The 21,688-nt window shown below is 41.4% G+C and carries 26 protein-coding genes and 2 pseudogenes; 3 read left to right on the forward strand and 25 right to left on the reverse strand.

The genetic code is table 11. The features are described from left to right. Positions 1-23: 23 nt before the first annotated feature. The 5 genes from ACXAF2_RS09275 to flaG are packed head-to-tail and all read right to left on the reverse strand — an operon-like array spanning position 24 to position 3,094. Complete coding sequence (locus ACXAF2_RS09275; RefSeq protein ID WP_475138289.1) at positions 24-413, reverse strand: DUF8042 domain-containing protein; 390 nt, start codon at positions 411-413, stop codon at positions 24-26. Between the two features lie 8 nt (positions 414-421). Continuing rightward, a complete protein-coding gene (fliT, locus tag ACXAF2_RS09280; protein ID WP_475138290.1) occupies positions 422-769 on the reverse strand; it encodes a flagellar protein FliT in 348 nt (115 codons plus the stop codon). After that, positions 769-1,173 carry a flagellar export chaperone FliS gene (gene fliS / locus ACXAF2_RS09285; RefSeq protein ID WP_475138291.1) on the reverse strand — a complete coding sequence of 135 codons (405 nt, stop codon included), beginning with the start codon at positions 1,171-1,173 and terminating at the stop codon, positions 769-771. The genes fliT and fliS overlap by 1 nt, the downstream gene beginning before the upstream one ends. A 22-nt stretch (positions 1,174-1,195) precedes the next feature. After that, on the reverse strand, positions 1,196-2,719 hold the full coding sequence (locus tag ACXAF2_RS09290) for a flagellar hook-associated protein 2 (RefSeq protein ID WP_475138292.1): 1,524 nt from the start codon (positions 2,717-2,719) through the stop codon (positions 1,196-1,198). Between the two features lie 15 nt (positions 2,720-2,734). After that, the gene (flaG, locus tag ACXAF2_RS09295; protein WP_475138293.1) at positions 2,735-3,094 is read right to left on the reverse strand and encodes a flagellar protein FlaG; all 360 of its coding nucleotides are present in this window, start codon (positions 3,092-3,094) and stop codon (positions 2,735-2,737) included. A gap of 183 nt (positions 3,095-3,277) precedes the next feature. Here flaG and ACXAF2_RS09300 point away from each other — a divergent pair. Next, positions 3,278-4,186: pseudogene (locus ACXAF2_RS09300) on the forward strand (endonuclease). Positions 4,187-4,231: 45 nt separating this feature from the next. Here ACXAF2_RS09300 and ACXAF2_RS09305 read toward each other — a convergent pair. From ACXAF2_RS09305 to ACXAF2_RS09370, 14 genes and pseudogenes are all read right to left on the reverse strand, one after another. Continuing rightward, positions 4,232-4,348, reverse strand: a pseudogene (locus tag ACXAF2_RS09305) (flagellin); the annotation flags it as partial. A gap of 340 nt (positions 4,349-4,688) precedes the next feature. Beyond that, positions 4,689-5,687, reverse strand: a complete 999-nt coding sequence (locus ACXAF2_RS09310) for a flagellin N-terminal helical domain-containing protein (RefSeq protein ID WP_475138294.1) — start codon at positions 5,685-5,687, stop codon at positions 4,689-4,691. Positions 5,688-5,843: 156 nt separating this feature from the next. Next, positions 5,844-6,065: a carbon storage regulator CsrA gene (gene csrA / locus ACXAF2_RS09315; RefSeq protein ID WP_475138295.1), complete on the reverse strand. Its 222-nt coding sequence runs from the start codon at positions 6,063-6,065 to the stop codon at positions 5,844-5,846. A gap of 4 nt (positions 6,066-6,069) precedes the next feature. Continuing rightward, a complete protein-coding gene (fliW, locus tag ACXAF2_RS09320) occupies positions 6,070-6,513 on the reverse strand; it encodes a flagellar assembly protein FliW (RefSeq protein WP_475139167.1) in 444 nt (147 codons plus the stop codon). An 18-nt stretch (positions 6,514-6,531) separates the two neighbouring features. Further along, entirely contained in the window at positions 6,532-7,122 is a 591-nt protein-coding gene (locus tag ACXAF2_RS09325) for a DUF6470 family protein (protein WP_475138296.1), read from the reverse strand. A gap of 75 nt (positions 7,123-7,197) precedes the next feature. Continuing rightward, positions 7,198-8,103 carry a flagellar hook-associated protein FlgL gene (gene flgL / locus ACXAF2_RS09330; RefSeq protein WP_475138297.1) on the reverse strand — a complete coding sequence of 302 codons (906 nt, stop codon included), beginning with the start codon at positions 8,101-8,103 and terminating at the stop codon, positions 7,198-7,200. Positions 8,104-8,117: 14 nt separating this feature from the next. Next, positions 8,118-9,695, reverse strand: coding sequence for a flagellar hook-associated protein FlgK (gene flgK / locus ACXAF2_RS09335; protein WP_475138298.1), 1,578 nt, complete (start codon positions 9,693-9,695; stop codon positions 8,118-8,120). A gap of 29 nt (positions 9,696-9,724) precedes the next feature. Then, on the reverse strand, positions 9,725-10,219 hold the full coding sequence (locus tag ACXAF2_RS09340) for a flagellar protein FlgN (protein WP_475138299.1): 495 nt from the start codon (positions 10,217-10,219) through the stop codon (positions 9,725-9,727). 18 nt (positions 10,220-10,237) lie between these two features. Next, positions 10,238-10,504, reverse strand: coding sequence for a flagellar biosynthesis anti-sigma factor FlgM (gene flgM / locus ACXAF2_RS09345; RefSeq protein WP_475138300.1), 267 nt, complete (start codon positions 10,502-10,504; stop codon positions 10,238-10,240). A 114-nt stretch (positions 10,505-10,618) separates the two neighbouring features. Further along, complete coding sequence (locus tag ACXAF2_RS09350) at positions 10,619-11,035, reverse strand: TIGR03826 family flagellar region protein (protein ID WP_475138301.1); 417 nt, start codon at positions 11,033-11,035, stop codon at positions 10,619-10,621. A 60-nt stretch (positions 11,036-11,095) separates the two neighbouring features. Then, entirely contained in the window at positions 11,096-11,797 is a 702-nt protein-coding gene (locus ACXAF2_RS09355) for a ComF family protein (RefSeq protein WP_475138302.1), read from the reverse strand. Continuing rightward, complete coding sequence (locus ACXAF2_RS09360; protein ID WP_475138303.1) at positions 11,787-13,280, reverse strand: ATP-dependent helicase ComFA; 1,494 nt, start codon at positions 13,278-13,280, stop codon at positions 11,787-11,789. Before ACXAF2_RS09360 ends, ACXAF2_RS09355 begins: the two co-directional genes overlap by 11 nt. A 212-nt stretch (positions 13,281-13,492) precedes the next feature. Continuing rightward, positions 13,493-14,344: a DegV family protein gene (locus ACXAF2_RS09365; RefSeq protein WP_475138304.1), complete on the reverse strand. Its 852-nt coding sequence runs from the start codon at positions 14,342-14,344 to the stop codon at positions 13,493-13,495. A gap of 215 nt (positions 14,345-14,559) precedes the next feature. Next, a complete protein-coding gene (locus ACXAF2_RS09370) occupies positions 14,560-15,462 on the reverse strand; it encodes a DMT family transporter (RefSeq protein ID WP_475138305.1) in 903 nt (300 codons plus the stop codon). Between the two features lie 280 nt (positions 15,463-15,742). Between ACXAF2_RS09370 and murB the strand changes: the two genes are divergently transcribed. Then, positions 15,743-16,663 carry a UDP-N-acetylmuramate dehydrogenase gene (gene murB / locus ACXAF2_RS09375; RefSeq protein ID WP_430314243.1) on the forward strand — a complete coding sequence of 307 codons (921 nt, stop codon included), beginning with the start codon at positions 15,743-15,745 and terminating at the stop codon, positions 16,661-16,663. Between the two features lie 118 nt (positions 16,664-16,781). Here murB and ACXAF2_RS09380 read toward each other — a convergent pair whose 3' ends face one another. From ACXAF2_RS09380 to ACXAF2_RS09405, 6 genes are all read right to left on the reverse strand, one after another. Further along, on the reverse strand, positions 16,782-16,907 hold the full coding sequence (locus tag ACXAF2_RS09380) for a hypothetical protein (protein ID WP_258549747.1): 126 nt from the start codon (positions 16,905-16,907) through the stop codon (positions 16,782-16,784). Between the two features lie 89 nt (positions 16,908-16,996). Then, entirely contained in the window at positions 16,997-17,458 is a 462-nt protein-coding gene (locus tag ACXAF2_RS09385; protein ID WP_475138306.1) for a hypothetical protein, read from the reverse strand. A 66-nt stretch (positions 17,459-17,524) separates the two neighbouring features. Continuing rightward, positions 17,525-18,412: a helix-turn-helix domain-containing protein gene (locus tag ACXAF2_RS09390; RefSeq protein ID WP_475138307.1), complete on the reverse strand. Its 888-nt coding sequence runs from the start codon at positions 18,410-18,412 to the stop codon at positions 17,525-17,527. Positions 18,413-18,452: 40 nt separating this feature from the next. Beyond that, positions 18,453-19,361 (reverse strand): helix-turn-helix domain-containing protein, encoded by a 909-nt coding sequence (locus tag ACXAF2_RS09395; RefSeq protein ID WP_475138308.1) that lies wholly within the window; start codon positions 19,359-19,361, stop codon positions 18,453-18,455. Between the two features lie 415 nt (positions 19,362-19,776). After that, positions 19,777-20,166 carry an SMU1112c/YaeR family gloxylase I-like metalloprotein gene (gloA2, locus tag ACXAF2_RS09400; protein WP_475138309.1) on the reverse strand — a complete coding sequence of 130 codons (390 nt, stop codon included), beginning with the start codon at positions 20,164-20,166 and terminating at the stop codon, positions 19,777-19,779. Between the two features lie 77 nt (positions 20,167-20,243). Next, positions 20,244-21,170, reverse strand: coding sequence for a manganese-dependent inorganic pyrophosphatase (locus ACXAF2_RS09405; RefSeq protein WP_475138310.1), 927 nt, complete (start codon positions 21,168-21,170; stop codon positions 20,244-20,246). A 175-nt stretch (positions 21,171-21,345) separates the two neighbouring features. On the opposite strand from ACXAF2_RS09405, the gene ACXAF2_RS09410 reads away from it, so the two are divergent. Further along, entirely contained in the window at positions 21,346-21,585 is a 240-nt protein-coding gene (locus ACXAF2_RS09410) for a hypothetical protein (protein WP_475138311.1), read from the forward strand. The last annotated feature ends 103 nt before the right edge of the window (positions 21,586-21,688 follow it).

Raw genomic sequence — 21,688 nt, forward strand, 5'->3', positions numbered from 1 at the left:
AAAAAGCCTCGAAAATTCGAGACTTAATGTGTTAGATAAGGTTTTAGTTCTTTTTCAATCGACGTTTTCCATATAGAAAAAGCTGGTGACACTTCTTCCTGCACGATACTTTGTTTGACTGCGTTATTGTCTAACTGTCCGTCCAGTTTCCACGCCTGATCTGTCACAGTATCAAATCCGGATAGAGCTTTCTGAATGCCTTCCCGCCCATCAAACATTTCTTTCAACAAGAGATTGCTTTCTGAAATCTGACCGATCGCCATGAAGACATCCGAAAGAACCCGGTCCCCTTCTGTTTTGCTAAAATCTGTGAAGCTTGCTACCACATAGTTCAGTGCTTCTTCGATTGTGTCGACCATCCCGACGTATTGGCTGACCAATTCGTACTGTTTTTCGTCTAGTTTCGTTGTCAAAGAATCACCTATTTCTTTTTATCGTAGAACATTCCATCATATTGCAGGGATTCATATGGATTTGAATACTTTTGAACGGAAGTTTTTTTCTTCGTTAACCCATTCATATCTCTCTTGATTTCCAAACGCAGTTGCGTCAACTGCCGATCAATCTGCTGGTTCCAGGTAATCATCTGCTTGCCGAGGTCCTGCTCATCCTGAGTATAAGGCGGCTTGACGGTCCCAAGTACACTCTGTCTTTTTTCTAAAAGAGCTTCCACTTCCTCAATCGTAGCTTCCCTGTTTTCATCATTCACCTGTTCCAATGCTTCTTTCAATTGCTTCGTGATCGTATAGCACAAAAGGACCGAGCTCATTACGCCTGTCCACCTTGTCCGGCATGCTGCTTCTGGCGGTTCAGTTGAATGACTTGTTTCCATGTATCACGGAAATCAGTGATGAGACCCTCTACTTCTTCTAAAATTGCCACATCATTCTTGATATTGGCTTCTGTTAAGCGACGGTTGATGTAGTCGTAGAGGGACATGAGATTTTGTGATACTTCAAGATCCGTGTTCAACGTCACCATCAGCTCATTTACGATGGCTTGGGTCTTTTGGATATTGGTATTTTTCAGCTCGATATTCTTCTCTTCAATCGCCTTTTTCGCAATATGAATAAATTTCAGGCTTCCGTTATAGAGCATAAGGGTGAGTTCACCTGGTGATGCGGTGTTGACAGAGTTGTTCTGGTATGCTGCATACGGGTTGTTGATGGCCATAGTGACACTCCTTTATTTATGATTAGCCGCCGAATTGGTTCATGAGGAACATGGATTGTTGGTTGGAACGCTGAATGGCTTTTTCCATGGCGGTGAATTGACGCCAGTAGCGGTCTTCGACTTGAATCAGCCGATCCTCGAATCGGTCCATTTGGCTGTCCATATTATTTAGTAAACGGCCAAGGGTAAATGTATTATTGGTGCTCGAAGCTTTTCCTGCTTTTTGCTCAATGCTGTCCATTGTATCTTTTAACGTATCACGTAAACGACGGGCTATTCCCTGTTCATTTGACGTCGCACCATCTTTAGCAAAAATCTCATAGATTGCATTCGGGTCTTTTGAGATCGCTTCTTTCAGCTTGCTTTCATCAATAATCAGCTTTCCACGATCAAGGTAGTTACTTGATGTTTTGATTCCGATTTGAGCTAATTGGTCAACGCCTGATGTTCCACCTGAGATTGGTGTGTACATGTCTGTCCTCATTTTATTTAAACCTGAAGTTAAGACAGAATCATTGCGCAGTGTACCACTGCGTGACTTTTCTTCCCAAAGTTCTATTTCCTTTTCTTCCATTGACTCTTTTTGCTCAGCAGTCAGTGGTTGGAAGTCACGGTATTTCTTTTCATTTACTTCACCGTTTACTTTTTCGATGAGTTTGTTATATTCACCGACGAATTTGACGATTTTTTCCAGTATTTTGTCGGTGTCGGGTTGTGAAGCAAAAGTTACATTTGTATTGGATGCGTTCTTCAGGGTCAGTTCAAAACCGTTGATGGTAAACGTGTTAGACGACCGTTCAGTTGCCATTCCGTTGTATGTAAATTTGGCATTTTCACCAATGGAACCCCGATTATTAGCGATGGCAGCATCATTATCCGCATCCAATTTCAGGTGAGTGGTAAATAGATCACCCTGCAACTCAATCTCAGGACCATCGGCATTACTTCCTGTATTTTTACTCATCACTGACATTTGCTTGGTATGCTGGTCATAAAACATCGTTACACCTGTTTGCGCATTGATCTTGGATATTAAACTGTCCAGTGTTTCATCTTCAGCATTAAATTTAATTTCAGTAAAATCAGCAGCCATCGTTCCGTCTGCTTTGATTGCCTTTACTTTAATACTTTGCTCACCAGTCATTCCGAATGATTCACTCAATTTTTTCTTAGAATCAAATGCTCCACCATCAGACTGAGTAATGCTTGAACTGTACATAGTAGCAGTAGTAGCCAGCTTCTCAACTTTTAATGTTCCGGTAAAATCGGTAGTTGAGTTGATGTTTTTAATCGAAACTTCATTTGGATTTGAAACCGTAACTGACTTCTGCGTATACGTCCCCTGCTTCATCACCCCGTCAAAAATAAGATTACTAAAATCAAACATCATCTTATTCATATCCCGGTAATCATCACGCTGCCACTCGAGGTACTGTTTCTTCTGTTCCAATTTATCTAAAGGGATTCTCTCCGCCTTCATTAAGTCCTTTATAATTTGATCCGTGTCCATACCACTGGCAAGGCCACCAATTCGCATATCAGCCATATGTATCTCCTTCCATTAAACCTTCTTATCGACCAATAATCCAACAAATTCTGTCATCGCGGCATGCATATCGAGCATTTTCTTTGCTGGTATTTCCTTCACTATCTCTTGCGTACGATCATCAACAATGGTCACATAGTATTCTTTCAATTTATCATGAAATTCAAATTTGAGGTGTGTATTCGAAGTGGACATAAACTCATTCATCCCATGAACGACATCTTCCATCTTCTCTCTAGTGACAGGTTCTTTCGTTGTAGTTTCTTCATGGTGTCGTTCCTGCGCTTGAATTTGTTTCACTACTTCGCTTGTTTGGTTCTCTAATCTAGTAAATGATTGTACTCCTGAAACTCTGCCTGTCACTTTATCAATCATCTTTTGATCCTCCTGAGGGTTATATGGGTTATATCGGAGTTTTTTTGGGGAAGTTTAGGTTAGATTAGCAGAAATAAGTGGGATTTAGAGTTATATCAGTTATATAGAGGGTATAATTAAAAAGAACAAGCGTTCTCTGCTGAAAGGTGGGAGTAAATGTTGGCGTGTGCAGAATTCTTATCTATGGTTTGTGGAAAATTGCTAGGTGATGGATGCATTGTAAAACAAGAAGGAAGAAAACCTCGTTTCCAATTCATACATTCAATCAAAGACAAAGAATGGTGTTCTTACTGTTACTCTAAGCTTAAAGACTACCTACCCTTAACAGGTCCACATTATAAAAGAATTGAAGATAACCGTGTTAAGGAAGGTTATACAGAATCATATTACGTACAATCGCGCACTCATGAACACATAACCACCTTAAGATCAATCTGGTACAAGAATGGAAAGAAAGTTATACCTTTTGAGTTCTTAATGAAACATCTGACTCCTCTCGCACTTTCATGATGGTATCAAGATGACGGCCATCTCAAGAAAGACTCTACTATTCCTCGAAAAATCATACTTTCGACTGACAGTTTTACACCTACTGAGAATAATCAATTATGCCATTTATTGAAAGGTAAATACTCATTACTCTTTTCAATAGACAAACAAAATCGGATCATTCTCTATGATCAGTTTCAGATTCATTACTTTCTCTATTTAATCAGTCCTTACCTCCACCCATGCATGTACAGAAAGTCTATTACCTCTTGTGAAATATATAATCGGATTTCAAATTCGAAGCGAACTACCATTTATTTACCGGACCACATAAATTTAATTTCTCCTACAAGAGAGATTAATGAAAAGCTATCAATGCTTCCAGATATTTTTACGCCCATTAAAGGTAGTGACTTTTATACTAATGAGTTACTAACATTTATCAAGTCTACTAAAACATCTGTTACCAAGAAACCCTATCAAATTGTCGTTTCTGAAGAAAACCTTCAGAACCTTTCTATATTAAATAAAATGACCGGATTAAATGCTAGTATTTTGGCTCAAATATGCTTTATGGAGGTACAACCTATATTCTCAAAGTAAAAAGAGACCCTAGTGATACTAGAGTCTCTAATAAAGAAGTCAATATTAACGAAGAAGTTGTAAAACTCCTTGAGGCTGCTGGTTGGCTTGCGCTAGCATAGCTTGAGCAGCTTGAGAAAGAATAGAATTCTTCGTTTGGTTCATCATTTCTTTCGCCATCGTGCGAACATTTACTTTCATAAATGACCAGACTATATCTTCACCCTCTATTAATAGTAGGGGTTGGGCACTTCGGATTCACAATGCTGATGACCATTGCTTCACCTACGGATTTCATCATCATAGCTCTCGCCTTAGATGGTCTATCCTAGTCGTTGAACCTTCTCCACTCTTTCAAGTCAGGAGCTTGGCTGCTGATTGCCCAATCTCTTCTTTTGTTATAGCCATCACGCTTGTCGTTTCCAACTACGTTGTGGCAAGAAAAGCTCTCAGGGGTTTCCAGCAATTCACCCAATAATTATCTCTAACCGTTACCAGCCAGGACGACTGTGCTTGTCACTGCCTAGGCAGCTAAAGCATAATCTACGTCACGGACACGAGATTCCGCAGCAGTTAGGTTTTCAGAAGACGTGTTCAAATTATTGATTGTATGATCTAAACGGTTTTGGATGGCTCCAAGATTTGAACGTTGCACTGATACATCGTTAATTGCTGTCTCAATTTTAGTTAAAGTAGCTTGTGCATTATCATAAGTATCTACTTTAAGATCTGTTTTTGTTACTGATAAACCCACATCCGACATATCAGAAATATTGAAGCCCAATTTTTGATTTTCATTAGCTCCAATTTGAAGATTTACATCAGCTTGTGCACCAGTAGCAATTGTTGCACTAGCTAAATCAGCTACAGTAGCACCATTAGTTTCTAATGAGAAGCCCATCTTGTCAAAGTTTAATGTACCTGTATAAGTAGCAGCTCCAGCATCGATTACTTGTGCATTTCCATTACCATCAGTTGCAGTTATTTCAGTTCCTGTTACTGTAAGCGTTATATCGGAATTAGCCTTCATTCCTTGAATATTAACACCCGCTACCCCACCAACAGTATTAACATCTGTGTTGACAGCATCTAATTTAACTCCAAATGATCCATCTAATAAGTTCTTTTTATTAAACTGTGTAGTGTCAGCAATCCTTTTTATTTCTTCACTAAGTTGGTCTAATTCTGTTTTAATTGCTTCACGGTCTACACCTTCATTTGTATCATTTGAGCCCTGAACAGTTAATTCTCTCATTCTTTGTAGAATATCATGAGTTTCATTTAAAGCACCTTCAGCAGTTTGGATTAAAGAAATTCCATCTTGAGCATTTTTAGCACCCATCTCTAACCCTCGGATTTGCCCACGCATTTTTTCAGAAATAGCTAGACCTGCCGCATCATCTCCAGCACGATTGATACGCATACCGGAAGATAATTTCTCCATAGATTTTGATTGAGCTGTAGACGCAGTATTTAACTGACGATATGTGTTAAGCGCCGCAATATTATGATTAATTCTCATAACAATAATTTCCTCCTTGAAAGTAAGCCCACATCCATGTGAACTATCTAATTTTTAGTTTACAACAAGTCACAAAGGTCGGCCGCCCTTCTCCTCATTGCTTACAATACTATTATCGGTCGTTTCGACTGCTGTTTAATAGTTTCCTAAAAATAATTAATCATTTTTTGGCAAAAGGTTAAACAGATTGTCGATTCCTTTCGAAGCTTCGGTGTTTTCTTCCTGGATAGAGAAGTAGACTTCTTTCCTATGGATATCTACATTCTTTGGTGCGTTGATCCCGAGTTTCACTTGATCACCTTTAACAGAAATGACCGTTAACTCAATGTCATCCCCAATCTGAATACTTTCTCCCGTCTTCCTTGTCAGTACTAACATCCCCTCATCCCTTCTTTCCTGCAGGCTGAGCAAAGATCAGGTGCTTGGTTTGATAGTCTGTGTTGTTTAAGATAACTTGTTTTCCTTTACGATTTGCGCGATTAAGAATAATCGGTGCCTGCAAATTCGCGGTAGATTCATTTAGCACTTCACGTACGGTAAGAATAGAAAGCACCTGTACTTCTTTTTCAGAAGGATTATCTAGTAACTCCACACTCGCCTTATCCAGTTCAATATCATACTCTTTAAAAAACACAAACGGATCTGTCACGACAAACCCAAGCTCAGGAGTCTGTACCGATTGCAATATATGAAACCACTCATTTTCCGGAAGTGGCAACAGTACAAACTGTTTCTCTTCTGCAAATCCCGGGATCCCTTGTTCAAATGTCAGAACATCTTCCGACTCCACTTCGATTTTTCCATGATATTTCGTATCGATTTTCATCCGCTTCATCCCTTCATCCTATATTTCTTGTTCGTAGTTAATCCCGACGTGCTTCAAATTAGCAAAATCAATTTGTAAGTCTGCATACCGCTTCAAACTGACATCCACTTGGGCAGGTGTATACTGTATATTAGGCTTTTGTGGACGAGAGTTATTCACGACTTTTTGAGGTCCAATGCTCACCTTCACACTTCCAGGGTCATAGCTGATTTTGACGCTCCCTGCAGATGGAATCCATCCGATATTGAATTCATACATCGGATCCTCACTATTCCTTTTAGCCTGGGCGGCAATCGCACCCCCACCATTCTCGATCATCATCAGTTCATCCCCGTCCTGGGCGACACGGGCAAGTCCCGCCAGCCAGTCTTCATATCCTTGTTGGGAATATTCTTCTATCCTGCGGCGCACTGATTTCAAGTCCATATCAGCTCGTGCCTCAGTTTGGTCGATGGTCAGTTTGGATGGCTTCCGTTCAATTTCCATCTTTGCCTGCGGCTGTTGGATATCCAATTCTGCCGGTGGCTGCTCAATGTCCATACGGCCTGGAGTGGTCCGGATGCTCAGGGCAGCTGATGTGGACTGCAATCTTATTTGTGGAACGTTCACACATAGTCACCTCCATATAAAAGGGGACTAGACCCTAAGGTGACAAAACACCTTAAAGGGTCAGTCCCCTTGCTTTTATCGTAGAAAATCCATTAGTGTCGGCTGAATGATTCTAGCTCCAACGCTGAGGGCCGCTCTATGGACACTTTCCTGCGTTTTCAAATCCGTGATGACCCGTTCAATGTCAGCATCTTCGTTGTCAGAAAGAATTCGGCTTGCTGTTACTTCCTGTTGACCCAGTCGGTCGTCTACCATTTCGAGACGATTATAACGGGCACCGAGTTCGGAACGTTCTGCTGATAACGTGTTCATGACATTATCCAGATTCTCAAGCTCTGTATCAAGGGCCGCGTCATCTCCCGACTCCAATGCTTTTTGAATATTGTGCACTGTGTCGAACAGTTCCTGATTAAAGACCTTATTAGGATTAACATTGGCTTTTAAAGAAACACCTTGTGAAACCTCTACAGGATAAGCATCGATCGCACTGCTGCCTAAATTGTCAGCGACCTGTGGAGCACTTCCGTCTGCGGGATTCCCATCCTTGATCGGAGAATTCCCAACATCGGTTCCATGAAAAATATATCTACCTGCCACTTTCGTTTCAGCGACACTAACCAAATCCTGTTTAATCTGTTCAATCTCAACAGCTACGGCTTTCCGGTCTTCCGGACTTAACGTTCCATTTTTCCCCTGAAGCGTCAATTCACGAACACGCTGCAACCCCTGATTCGCCTGTTCAATACCAGACTCAGAGTTCTCCATCCATAAATAAAGCTCGGATAGATTCCGCTTATACTGCTCAATCCCGGTCAAATTCGAACGATAAAACATCCCCTTCATCGCAACAACCGGATCATCCGATGGCTTTGTAATCTTCTTTCCGGTCGCCAACTGATCCTGCAGCTGTCCCATTCGTCCATAGGAGGAGCTGAGATTCCTCATCGAGTTTGCAGTCAGCATACTTTGAGTAACACGCATTTCATTTCACCCACCTATCTTCCAACGGTACCCATGCCGTTGATGATTTTGTCGAGCATTTCGTCCTGTAGTGTGATCATTCTGGCAGAAGCGTTATAGGCATGCTGGAATTTGATCATGTCGGTCATTTCTTCGTCAAGGGACACACCGCTGACGGACATGCGGCGTTCGTCCACTGCTCCTCTTAATACGTTGGAGTTGGTTGCGAGTCGGACGGATTCTTGTGATTCAACGGCCATTTTTCCGATCACGGATTCAAAGTGCCCTTGGAATGAGGCTTCTTTTTCACCATAAGGCAGTTTAGTCGTTGTGATGATGTCGGCAAGTGCCAAAACGTTTGATGCGTCACCAAGTGTGGGATTATCTGCACCCGCTGTCGCGATGTTATCGAGGTTGTTCATTTCACCTGACACCTGCATTCTTTGAGCGAAGCCTGCTTTAGGCACACCGTTCAATTCTGCTGCAGCATTCTTTGCATCCTGGAAGAACCTCGGTGTATCCGGAGTATCGTTGTCAGGATCAAAGTTTGGATCGTTCATTTGTTCAGGTGTGAAGCCTTTTTGATGTTGTTCATTGAATGCTTTGGCGAATTCATACGCCATGCTGTCCAGTTCATCGAGCATGCTGATGTAGGAGCCTTCTGCTTCACCGTCTTTATTTTTGAAGCCGTATGTATCGATAAGGGCTCTCAGTTTCCCTTCGCCTTGTGATAAGAAGTCTTTGACGTCGAGTGTCTGGTTTCCAATCGTTACGGTGTCCACTGTATTTTGAGGACCATCATAGGTAAGCTTTAATTCATTGACTCCACCTTGTCCGACCAGGTTGACGGCCAGGTTTCCGTCTTTTCCGACCAATGTGACCGTGACCGCACCTTCTGCGATAGGTGAAGACGCACCTCCATTGGACTGGTAGCTCGTTTGGATGGAAACATGCTGTGAAAGTTCATCGATCAATCGGTCTCGTTCATCGTATAGATCATTCGGGAGATAGCCATGTGGTTCAACATCGGCTATTTGCTTATTGATGTTATCGATTTGTCTCGACAGGGAATTGATTTGCTTTTCACTGACAGACAGTTCATTTTTCAAATCGCCTCTGACACTTGTTAAGGATGACGATAAGTAGTTGAATGTTTCAGCAACGGCTTTTCCTCTTTCGACAACGACTGACCGTGCACCTGAGTTGGACGGGTTAACCGCTAAATCCTGAAGGGACTGCCAGAACATATCCATCGTTTTCGACAAACCTGAATCCGATGGTTCGTTCATGACTTCTTCCATCTTTTTCATGGCTTCCATTTTTGTTTCCCAGTAGCCAAGCTTTTGGTTTTCACCTCTATACTGCATGTCCAAGAAAGAATCACGCACGCGTTGAATCGAACCGGCATCGACTCCGGTTCCGATTTGGCCTGGGATTTGCGGACGGTTCATGGAGGGGGCAGGATAAGGTGTCGTCTGTTCAAAATTGACTCGTTGACGGGTATATCCAGGGGTATTGGCGTTGGAGATATTGTGACCAGTTGTATAAAGGGCGCCCTGCTGGGTGTACATGCCTCGTTTTGCCGTTTCCAGGCCCATAAAAGTGGATCGCATGGTGTTGCCTCCGTTTCAATTAGTAAGTGCTATGCTTTCGAATCAAACATGGATCGTCCAGTCGGTGATTTCTTTTCACCGTTTGGCCGTGAATAGGTTGATTGATCCGGCTGCGGTTGCGTCATGGATAGATTCATATTCACGAATTGAAGAGATTGATAGACAAGCTTTTGATTCAGCTCATTTCGGACTTTCAACTCTTCTATGAGGTCGATCAGTTTTCGCTGCCAATAGGCTAGGGTTTCTTGTTCTTGGGGTGAACTGTGCTCGATGCACTGAGATATTGTTGGTGCCTCGTTGAAAGGCACTCCCCGTGATTGAAGATAGTGACTGGATTCCCGCTGCCGCTCAGCTTCCACCGTATTGATGGCAGCCAAGTGCTTTTGTTCACCCTTCAATACACGATCGAGTTTACTCATATCACCTTTTTTGATGACGTCCGTTTTATCCATTGAAAGATCGAACAAACTTTTATGCAGCTTATATAGTTTTTCAAGAGTTGTCGTTAGATTGGTTGCTGACATGTTTGTTCGCTCCCTTTTTTATTGTCCGTTATAGAAATTCTTCAATCCTTTAGCGATGGCTCTCGGGTCGATGGTATAGTTCCCGCTCTCAACTTGATCTTTTAAAGCTTCCACTCTTGCCTGGCGCTCTTTGCCGAGTTTGGAAACCTCCTGCATTTCTTTTGCAGCAGAAGAAATTTCAATTTTGTCCGATGCGTTCTTTTCCGATTTGCCGACCTGGTCCATCTTGTTAAGATTGCGTTTATAAGGATTGATGTTCTGATTTCCGATATTATTAATCTTCATCATTTTCTCCTCACTTTCATCACGTCCATTGTTTCTACCTAGTATATCGGATAAAACCGCGGTTTGTTTAGTTTTAAAGTCTGGTTAGTTTTTCCTGATTTATGTGCTAACCTTCTAGTGCTTATCTCTCATAGTGTAATACGTTCTCTGACCGGATTCCTTTGATTTATTCTTCCATTCCTGCTCGGTTTCGAACTTTTTCAAATCACTAGCAAGTTCAGATGAACAATCACTACAAATCCTACCCGTCCCTATAATCTTCCCGCATTTATCACAAGGATAACCCATATTCGGGAATTGTCGCGTCTGGATACGGCCTTTTTTCACCCATTTATATAGAAGTTCCTCATCTACGCCCGTCACTTCAATCACACGATCCATAGTGGCAGCACGGTTATCCCTCTTTTTTAAAAATTGATAGACAGTCTCGTACATCGTTTCTTCTTCTTTATAGCATTTATCGCATACATCACGGAATTTATTTTTCATAAAAATCGCGTTGCAGCGTGGACAATTGATGATTTCTGACATAATTGTTTCCTCCCGATAAAACTTCTCTTATCCGTTATATCGGCAGAAAAGGAGTTTGCTTTAACCCCTGGCAAGAGTTAAGGAAGATACCTTTTCAGCCCCTGCATCTTTCAAGAGTTTCGCCGCCTGCCTCAAGGTCGTTCCCGTCGTGTAAATATCATCAAAAAGCAAAACCGTTTTACCGTTCAGATCGGATTCAACCAACTGAAAAACCTGTTCCTTACTCAGCCGCTCCTTCCGTGTCTTCTTCGACTGTTTTTCAGAATGCGAGCGTGTAAGGATATTGGAGGGACGGACCTCTGCTTCTTCCAATAGAGCGGTAGATTGATTGAACCCTCTCTCATAGAGCCGTTCATCACTTAGAGGGATGGGAATGATGAGGTCGTAATCCACTTTAGTAAGATACGTTTTAATAGTATGAGAGAAGGCTTTTGCCAACACGTAGTCCCCGCGGTACTTATACTTTGCCAAATACTCTTTAAGAAAATCGTTATAAAAATAGAATGAAAAATTCTGATGTAGAATCCCTTTCCACTCAGGACCCACTTCCCATCGATGACAGTCCAGGCAACCATCATCCTTAATAAATTGTGGATCCAGATCACCTAATGATCGGGAGCACCCCAAACAACGCTTCCCTTCTATTTTCACCAACTGTTTATCACACGTATAACACAAAAATTGAGGTTCTCTGTAAAACAAGCCTCTCCAGGACACCACCTCAACCAGTTCCTCACCACAATTCAAACAGTTATTGATCATGAAGCAATCCTCTTTTCCCGGCTTCTTTATTCATCTGATCGATATGGAGAAGGGCTTTGATCATTTCACTCGTTCGGCCGTAATGAAAATAGATAATGTCTCCTTTGGGATAGTCAGCACTGCGCCCTACCCTTCCAGCGATTTGCACGAGGGCGCTTTCAGTAAAAATCTTTTCTTCTGCACCAAGAACGGCGACATCGATATTTGGAATCGTCACACCCCGCTCTAAAATGGTGGTGGTTAATAGAATCGGAGTCTCTTTGTTTCTCATTTTCAACACCTTCTCTTTTCGGTCTGGGTCTTCGGCATGGACGGATTCAATAAGGGGATACATTTCTTGAAATAACGGCAGGGCTTTTTCCATAAGTTCGACAGTCGGGAAGAAAATGAGGGCTTGTTTGGATTGTTGGAGTTTTGATATTGTCCACTTTTTCAAAGGATGAGGGATTCGATTTTTCTTCAAGGATTTCTTCCAAAGACCGCACCATACAAACTTTGGGAGAGGAATGGGATGGCGGTGAAAACGGGCCGGGATCTGGATAAAGCTTCTTTTCCCCTTGGCGCACTGCTTCTGTGTTTTTTTATCCGGGGTAGCGGTAAGGTAAATAATCGAGGACCGGGGTTCACGAGCTTTTTCCACTGCCCATTGCAGGGAAGAATCGTAGGAGTATGGAAAGGCGTCGACTTCATCAATGATCATGACATCAAAGGCGTCCTGAAATCGGTACAACTGGTGGGTGGTGGAAAGTACAAGCTGGCCATAGGTGTTCCGTTCCTCCGATCCTCCATAAAGGGTTGTCACCGATGTATCAGGGAACACCTTTTTAATACGTGGAGATAGCTCGAGGATGACATCCGTTCGAGGTGCGGCAATGCATACCCGTTTATTCTCCCGAAGAGCTTTATGGATCCCCTCAAAGAGAACCTCGGTCTTTCCAGCCCCGCACACCGCCCAAACGAGCAAGTCCTTTCGCTCTTTAACGGCCAAAACCATTTGTTGAGAAGCTGACCTTTGTGCTTCTGATAGAGTGCCGGACCATTTGAAAGTAGGGGTCGCTTCTGACGCTGGTGCAGGTCCTTTCCAGACTATAAGCGGTGTGCACTCCGATACCCTGCCCATCATGATGCAGTTACGGCAGTAGGTGCAAGGGGTGTGGCATCTGGAACAGGAAAATGTAGCGAATAAATGAGGTCTGGTATTTCCACAACGGTGGCAACAGCTTTTTTCCACACCTTTTTGATAGGATACAAAGCCATTCACATAGTGATCTTGAAGGTTGTCGATTGAAAATGGGAGCTCGTCCAGTAGCAATGAACGTCCGCTAAGAAAGGATTGAAGCTCTGGAGAAAAACGAAATGACTTGTTGAGAGGTTGAGGTGGAAGGAGAGGGAATTCTGATATCCTTTGTAGAACCGGGGTTTCGTGTTCTATAAGGGGTTCTGGTATTAATCCATTATCTGCAAAAGCAAAGCGCAAACACATCACTCCTTTTTTGGATAGTGATGTATTCTACATAAAGGGGTGAAAATCCTGCCTGATATAAAAAAGGTACCAGGCACAAAAACGTTGTTTTGTGCCTGGCACCTGGGAGTTCGTGATTGTACCTGGTACGTGATGACTAAATTGTACCTGGTACAAATCGTGGGAAATGTACCAGGTACAAAAAGCCCAATTTGTACCAGGTACAATAAAAACTACCGACTCATCTTCCGAGCCCAACCCATTCCCATCGAGCCCTCACCTAAATGAGTACCGATCACAGGACCGAAAATACTAACATTAAACTCCACATTCGGATACTTCTCTTGAAGCTCATTCTTCCACTCAATCGCATCTTCTTCACGATTCGCATGGATAATCGAAGCTTGAAACTCTTCTCCGGAAGCCACAGCTTCTTCAAGTAAAGACTCCACCCGCTTCAAGGCTTTCTTCTTCGTACGGATTTTTTCAAACGGAACAATCACTTTATCAACAAAATGAAGCAATGGTTTCACCTGCAAAAGGCTTCCGATGATCGCCTGAGCTTGTGATAGCCTGCCTCCGCGCTGCAAGTGAGCCAGGTCATCTACCATGAAATATGCCTGTACCGATTGCTTCATTTCATCCAATAACGCAACGATTTGTTCAGCCGTTTTCCCTTCACGGCCAAGTTTGGCCCCTTCAATGGCATAGAAGCCCTGGATCATGCAGCTAATTTCCGAATCATAGGGATATACTTTAATACCTTTGACCATTTCCCCTGCTTGAACGGCACCTTGATACGTCCCGCTGATTCCACTTGATAAGTGGATGGAAATGACGGCATCGTAGTCCTTTGAAAGCTTTTCGAATAGCTCGACGAATTTTCCGACTGGAGGTTGTGAAGTGGTTGGAAGCTTTTCCTGGGTGCTGACCTCTTCATAAAATTCACTTGCCGTAATATCAACTTCTTCTTGATAGGTTTCTCCTCCGAAAATGACGCTGAGAGGAATCATATGTATGTTCAGTTGATCACGCAATTCTTTCGGGATGTAGGCGGTACTATCCGTTACAATTGCCGTTTTCATAGAATTACCATCCTTATTGTTTATTTTTATAGCCCGTGCTGCGAGCTTGTCTAGTCTACCTTATGTATCCTTTTCATTTTATATGAAAACAAATTGGTTTGCATTAGTTTCTCGGGAGTTTCGTTTCCACAAAATGAAACAAACGTTTGTTTAAGACTCTGAGCCCATATGGTACAAGGGATTCCATGTCCTAATCAAACGTTTGTTTAAAGGTCTTACCTCGTGCCAACAGGCAGCGAGGTGATCAGTTTTTTCGATTTTCTTGACGATAGGAATACTCCTGCAAAAATAATGAGTAAGCCTAAGATCAGGTTATGCGTGACAGGCTCCCTCAAAAGAACGAATCCCCAAATCATCGCGGTACCCGGAATCAAGTATGTCACTGTCGAAGCAAATTCCGGACTTCCATTCGTCATGATATAGAAATAAAGAAGCGTTGCTACACCAGAACCTAAACAACCTAACCCTACTATCCCCAAGATCACCTCTCCTGTTAATAAGTCTCCAAAAGAGATCGGATTGGTCAACATCATCCCCGCAAAACCTACCGCTGCCCCTATCAACAACTGGAATGTAGAAATGACAACCACACTCGTTCCGGCCAGATACTTTTTGGTGAACTGAGAAGCAAACGCATAACTCATGGTGGCAAGCACCATCGTCCCCACCCCTACAAAATCAGAAGTAAAGATCCCGCTCACCTCGAAATTCATCAGGACAAGAATCCCCATAAACCCAACGACAATTCCAATCCATTGATACCCGGTGAGTATGACAGAGAAAAACAAAAATCCTGCAAGCCCCGTCCAAATGGGAGTCGTTGCGTTTAAAATGGAGGCTGTATTACTATTAATCTGTGTTTCACTTAAAGCGATCAGGGTCCATGGTAACGCCGCATTACCAATCCCAACAACGATCAGTTTCCAAATAGGGAGCGATTTCCTCTCCCCTTTTCTCCTCTGTATGAAAAAGATCGGAAGAAGCACAAGCGCCCCGGCTAAACACCGTAAAAATACCGTCCCCCACACACCAACAGGATCCACCAGCCACTTGATAAAAACGAACGACATCCCCCAAATGAGACTTAAACCAATTAAGGCTACATATAATCTCGCCATTTCGCTTCCTCCTCCCTAGATTGTATAATTTAATAGTTAAATAGACGTTATAACATATTTTGTTAGTTCTATCCTATCTTACTTTTCTTAAGATGGGAACATTCTTTTTTCATATTTTTGACCTATAATAAAGCATTCTTTTCCAATTAATGAGGTTCATTCGAAGGGGATTCACAACTGCCAACTGAAACCATTTAACTTTCATGAGTTTTCATCATATAATGGTGGGGTAGGATTTAACTTAGAGAAGACGAAAATTACTTTATAGGACTGATATAGAATGTACAATAAGGAAAAAGTATTTGAAGAATTATCAAAGGTCATGCATTCTGACAATATCAAACGTGATGAATTGTTACGAGAGCATCTGTATACGAAGTTAGGCGGAAGAGCTGATTTCTTCTTAACGCCAACCACTTATGAAGAAGTTCAAAATATCGTGAAGCTGTCAAATGAAGTGGATGTCCCATTTACCTTGTTAGGTAACGGATCGAATTTGATTGTAAAAGATGGTGGAATTCGTGGAATTGTTCTTCATCTGAAAAACTTTAAAGACATCAAAACGACGGATCAACTGATCGTCGCTCAAAGTGGTGCAGCAATCATCGATGTATCGAGACGCGCGTTAGCTGAAAAGTTATCAGGACTCGAATTCGCCTGTGGGATTCCAGGTACCGTTGGTGGTGCTCTATTCATGAATGCCGGAGCTTATGGCGGTGAGGTTAAAGATGTTCTGGATTATTGCCATGTCGTCGACCGCGAAGGGAACCTGGTAAAACGTACAGCCGCAGAATTAGAGCTTGATTACCGTCACAGCAATATTTCTGAAAAAGGCGATATTGTACTGGAAGCAACCTTTAGCTTAAAGCCTGGCGACTACGAAGAGATCAAGGCCGTTATGGATGATCTGACAGATAAACGGGAATCCAAGCAGCCACTAGAATACCCATCTTGCGGAAGTGTCTTCAAACGACCACCAGGATATTTTGCAGGTAAGCTTATTCAGGACAGTGAGCTTCAAGGAACGAACTTTGGCGGCGCTGAAGTCTCCACGAAGCATGCCGGTTTCATCGTGAATAAAGACAATGCGACAGCCTCTGATTATATTTCACTCATTGAACACGTTCAAAAAACAGTGAAAGAAAAATTTGATGTGGAACTTGAACGGGAAGTACGCATCATCGGAGAAGATTTGGAATAAAAAGTCAGGAATCATTGGATTCCTGACTTTTTTATGCGTAAATGTAAAACATAAAAAAACAGTCTAAACGAATTTAGACTGAGCAGGGGCTTAATTTCCATTTTCAAAGAATCATTCGCTATCTCTTTTTGGCAACAGGGGCGGGCTTGGTTCTGCGAAACTCTCTCAATCTTGTGATTTGGGATTGAGATACCTTCGCATCCAGTTCATAGGCTTCACGAGCCTTAAAATAGAGTAGCGACACAGCTAATGCCCTCCTTTGTAAAAATATTAGTTTCTTTTTACCCGAAAAATTCTAGATAAAACCAAATTCAGTGAAAAATTTCATTTACTTTAGAAGTTATAGTTCCATAGTATCCTCCATTCTCCTTCTTCGATTGCTACAAAACAGGTTTGTGTGATCATTAGTTCACCAAACTGACTATCAAAATACAAGTTCACTTCCGCTTTTCGGACATTTTTAAATTGAAGCCCTTCTTCGTTAAACGTAAACTCATTCTCCTTTTCAATACTGCCGACCTCCACCTCAAACTCATCAACCCCCATATGTCCCATGAATACATGGTTTTTCGTTTGGATATAGGAGGATTTTGGGAACTTATTTTGCATTTCTGAATGGAACAGCTCCCATGCGTTACCGAAGTCACCGTCTTTTTCAAAATTATAAAATTCCTCGATCACTTCTTCTGGTGAATCTGGTTCCTGGGTTTTTCCAATAAACATAAATAGAGCCACAACAAGCAGAATGGTAACAACCGCTCCGATAAATAGAGGAACCGGGCTTTTCCTTCTCATACATCCAACACTCCTCATCTATAATCATGCTTATGAAGGACATGTTGAATGTATGAAACCGAAATATTATGACAGCGTTTTGACGTATAATTGCTCTTTCTTATCAGTTAGAAAGGTCTTATGCTCATCATTTCCAAGCATCTCAAACATCAATATGGATTTTTCTATATACGATAATGCTTGTTCGTAGTTCTCCTCCAGCTCAGAATTATAACCAATATGATAATGTAGTTGTGCTAAACCATATAAGTGTTCCTCTTCTATGCACCATTTGATTGCTTCCCTGCAATGATCAATCGACTCACTGTAATTTCCTAATCTTGTTAACGCCCTTGCTTTATTATAAAGCAATCGGGTTTTAATTGATTTATCGCTTAGTTGTCCAGTAGTATGGATAGCATCCCTAACTTGATCATAATATTGAAGAGCTTTGACATAGTCCTCTGTCCCTACATAAAAACCTCCGATGGTTAGGAGAATCTCCATTTCCCTTTCCGAATACGCTTTTTTACTGTCTCCCGTAAGAGAAAAGGCTTCATTTAACAGTTGAAAAGCTTCATCCTGATTATTTTCTATCTCAAATATATAGATTCCCTTGTGCCAATAAAGGAGTTGAAGGTTTTCCCTTTCCTTAAAAAGTGGATTGTTTTCTTCTGCTCTCACCAATTCAATCATTTCTTTATATCTATGTTTTTTTCTTAAGTGACGCAATTGGCGCTCAACTTCCTTTATATAGTCCAGACGGGGGGTTGTTCCAATCTCAAAGAAATAATTCACATCCACCCCAAGCTTTTTGGAAATTTGATAAAGCGAAGTGGCATTGGGATAGATGTCTCCCTTTTCAATCCGACTGATAAGTGCCTGTGTGCATATCCCATCTCCTAATTCTCCTTGAGTTATACCAACAACCTGACGCAGCTCCTTTATCTTTTTACCAATGATGGAGTAATCCACAAGTCTTCCTCCCTAGAAGTACTATTTAGTAAAAAAGTGATTAAGCCTGAATTTCATCATTTTCATCTATCTTTTCTTTTATTTTTTCTATATTCCCTTTAATGAAATTGGATAACTTCGGGTTGTATTGTATATCAAAAAGCATCGCTGCTTTATCCAGATAAGGCAGCGCTTCCTGATACCTCTCTTGCAACTCCAGGTTATACCCAATATGATAATTTAATTGCGCGAATCCATATAAAGTTTCTTCTTGAATAATCCACCGGATACCTTCTTCACAATACTGGATAGACTCTTGATAGTTTCCGAGCCTCGTCAATACCCTGGCGATATTATATAAGAGCCTCGTTTTAATGGACTTGTCGTGAAGTTGGTCGTTATATGTTAAAGCATCATTTACACCTTGATAAATTTCTATTGCCCGATCATAATTATGACGACTGAATTCCAGTATCCCCATACTGATGAAAATATTCATTTCACGCTCAGACATGGCCTTTTTCTGATTATAGGTCAGGGAGAGTGCCTTCTCTAAAATGATCAATGCTTCCTCTTTGTTTTGCTCGACCTCATTCACATATATTCCCCTATGCCAGTAGAGAAGCTGAAGATTTGTTTCATCTTTTAAAAATAAGGGATTCTTCTCTTCTGTTCGAACAATCTCGATGATTTCATCATATTTCAATTTCACTCTTAACTTCTTTAGTTGACGTTCAACTTCTTTTACATATTCTAGGCGGGGAGTCGTACCAATCTCGAAAAAGTAATTCACATCAACACCAAGTTTCTTGGAAATTTGATAAAGAGACGTAGCGCTCGGATAAATATCCCCTTTTTCAATTCGACTAATCAGGGCTTGAGTACAAATTCCGTCTGCTAGTTCACCCTGAGTCAAACCCACGACTTTTCTCAACTCTTTAATTTTTTTACCGATGACAGAATAGTCCAAAAAACCCACCTCCCGAAAATATTAATATTTTTATATTTTAACAGGAAACATGCAAATTTTTTAGGGATATCCGCTTATATTCCCTCTTAAGGTTAAAAATCGCCAATACATGCATTTAAAATCTATGTTTTAATAGATTTAACGACAAATTACAATACCTTTTGATGGCACTTCTCCTTGTGGGAAGTGCTCTTTTTTTTAGACACTTAGCGACAAGCAAAAATATTAATATTTTTATATTAATATAGAAAAAGAAGATATTCGTAAGGAACTCCTCCATTTTTCAAGGAGAATCGTTCTACATCCATAATTCATAGTTATTCTATTTATGTTTTAATGATCTTAACGACAAATTACAATACCTTTGGACAGCACTTCTCTTTATGGGAAGTGCTCTTTTTTTAGGGACGGACCTCTACTTGCTTTCATAGAGTTCTAAGGGGAGTCCATCCGGATCTTCAAAAAAAGTAAATCGTTTGTAAGTATAAGGGTCTATTCTTATTTCCTCCGTTTCAATACCTTCTTTTTTAAGAAGTCTTACAGTCTCTTCAATATCCTCTACTTCCAATGCTAAATGACGTAACCCTCGCGCTTCCGGATAACTTGGACGTGCTGGAGCATCGGGAAAGGAGAATAGCTCGATAACATATTCCCCATCTAACGCGAGGTCTAGCTTGTAAGAATTCCTCTCTTCTCTGTAAACCTCTTGTATGACCTCAAAGCCCAGTTTGTTGACATAGAAGTTTTTTGATCTATTATAATCAGAGCAGATGATAGCAATGTGATGTATTTTTCTAAAGTTCATATGGTGACAGGTACCTCCTGTATTTTATAAAAATGAAAAAGAAGCAGTCACATAAACTGCTTCCTCTTCGTTACCTATTATTTCATCGCATCCGTCAACACAGGTACGATTTGTTTCTTACGTGATACAACGCCTTTTAATAGGGCTGTATTGTTTTGAAGGGTTACATTAAATGCCTTTTCCACTTCAGCAGCCTTACTTCCAAGAGCCAATGCCGTTGAGTCATTTTCCAGAATGTCAGTCACAACCAGTAGGAAAAGATCCAATCCTTTTTCTTTGATCATTGTTTCCATCGCAGCTTCCACTTCTGCCTGGCGTCCGAATACGTCATTCGTGTCCACAACGTTAATTTGCGCTACTTCAACTTTCGCGTTACCCATGGAGAATTCTTTCGCATCAAGGGTTACAAGCTCAGCAACTGATTTCGTGCTCATGTTCGCACCGGCTTTCAACATTTCCAGACCGTACACTTGAGCATCAACGCCAGCAATTTCAGCCAGTTCATTCGCTGCTACTACGTCTTCATCTGTGCAAGTTGGAGATTTGAATAAAAGGGAATCCGAAATAATTGCTGACAGCATCAATCCAGCCATTTCCTTCGTTACCTCTACTCCTTTTTCCTTGTAAATCTTATTTAAGATCGTTGCCGTACATCCAACCGGCTCTGCACGGTAGTATAATGGATCTGCCGTCTCAAAGTTGGCGATGCGGTGGTGGTCGATCACTTCAAGAACGCGTACTTCCTCGATGTCTACCGCGCTTTGCTGGCGCTCATTATGGTCAACAAGGATAACCGTATCCGTTTCACCGGCAACCTTCTCAACCAAGCGTGGTGCGTCAACGTTAAAGTAATCAAGGGCATATTGCGTTTCACCGTTCACGTCACCTAAGCGAACAGGCTCAACGTCCATCCCAATTTTTGTCTTCAAATCAGCATATACAAGTGCAGATGTAATCGTATCTGTATCTGGATTTTTGTGTCCGAAAATAAGTGTTTTACTCATATTCATTCTCCTAACTCTATGTAATGGTCATCATTGATTTCTCTCTTTACATTTTCTTATATTACCATATTTAAAAGCAAAACCGTATCCGTTCGTTAAGATTTTTTCCAATGATTATGAAGGCAATATTCCCAGATTCTGTGATATACTATGGGAAAAGGAGGTGACAAATAGTATGGATCAAGTTTTACAGGCCATTAGGGAGTTGCAAGGGCAAATGACACGTTTTGAAGACAATATGAATGCACATATGGCGAAATTAGAAACTCGTATGGACAAGCTCGAATCCAGGATGACCGTCCTCGAAGAAAATCAACAAGATACCCAGGATAACATCACGATTCTGGTAAAAGAAAATTGGGATCACAAAAAAGATCTCCATAAAGTAAAACGACGGGTGGGGATGGAGCAATAGCCTCAGAACCTTTCACTCCCACTCTTTTCTCTTCTGTGAACACTACCTCAAGATGCATCCCAACTATAAAATCTTATGTATCCATTTATTTTCCCCAAACCAA

Source organism: Rossellomorea sp. ABR4_004 (assembly GCF_056159585.1).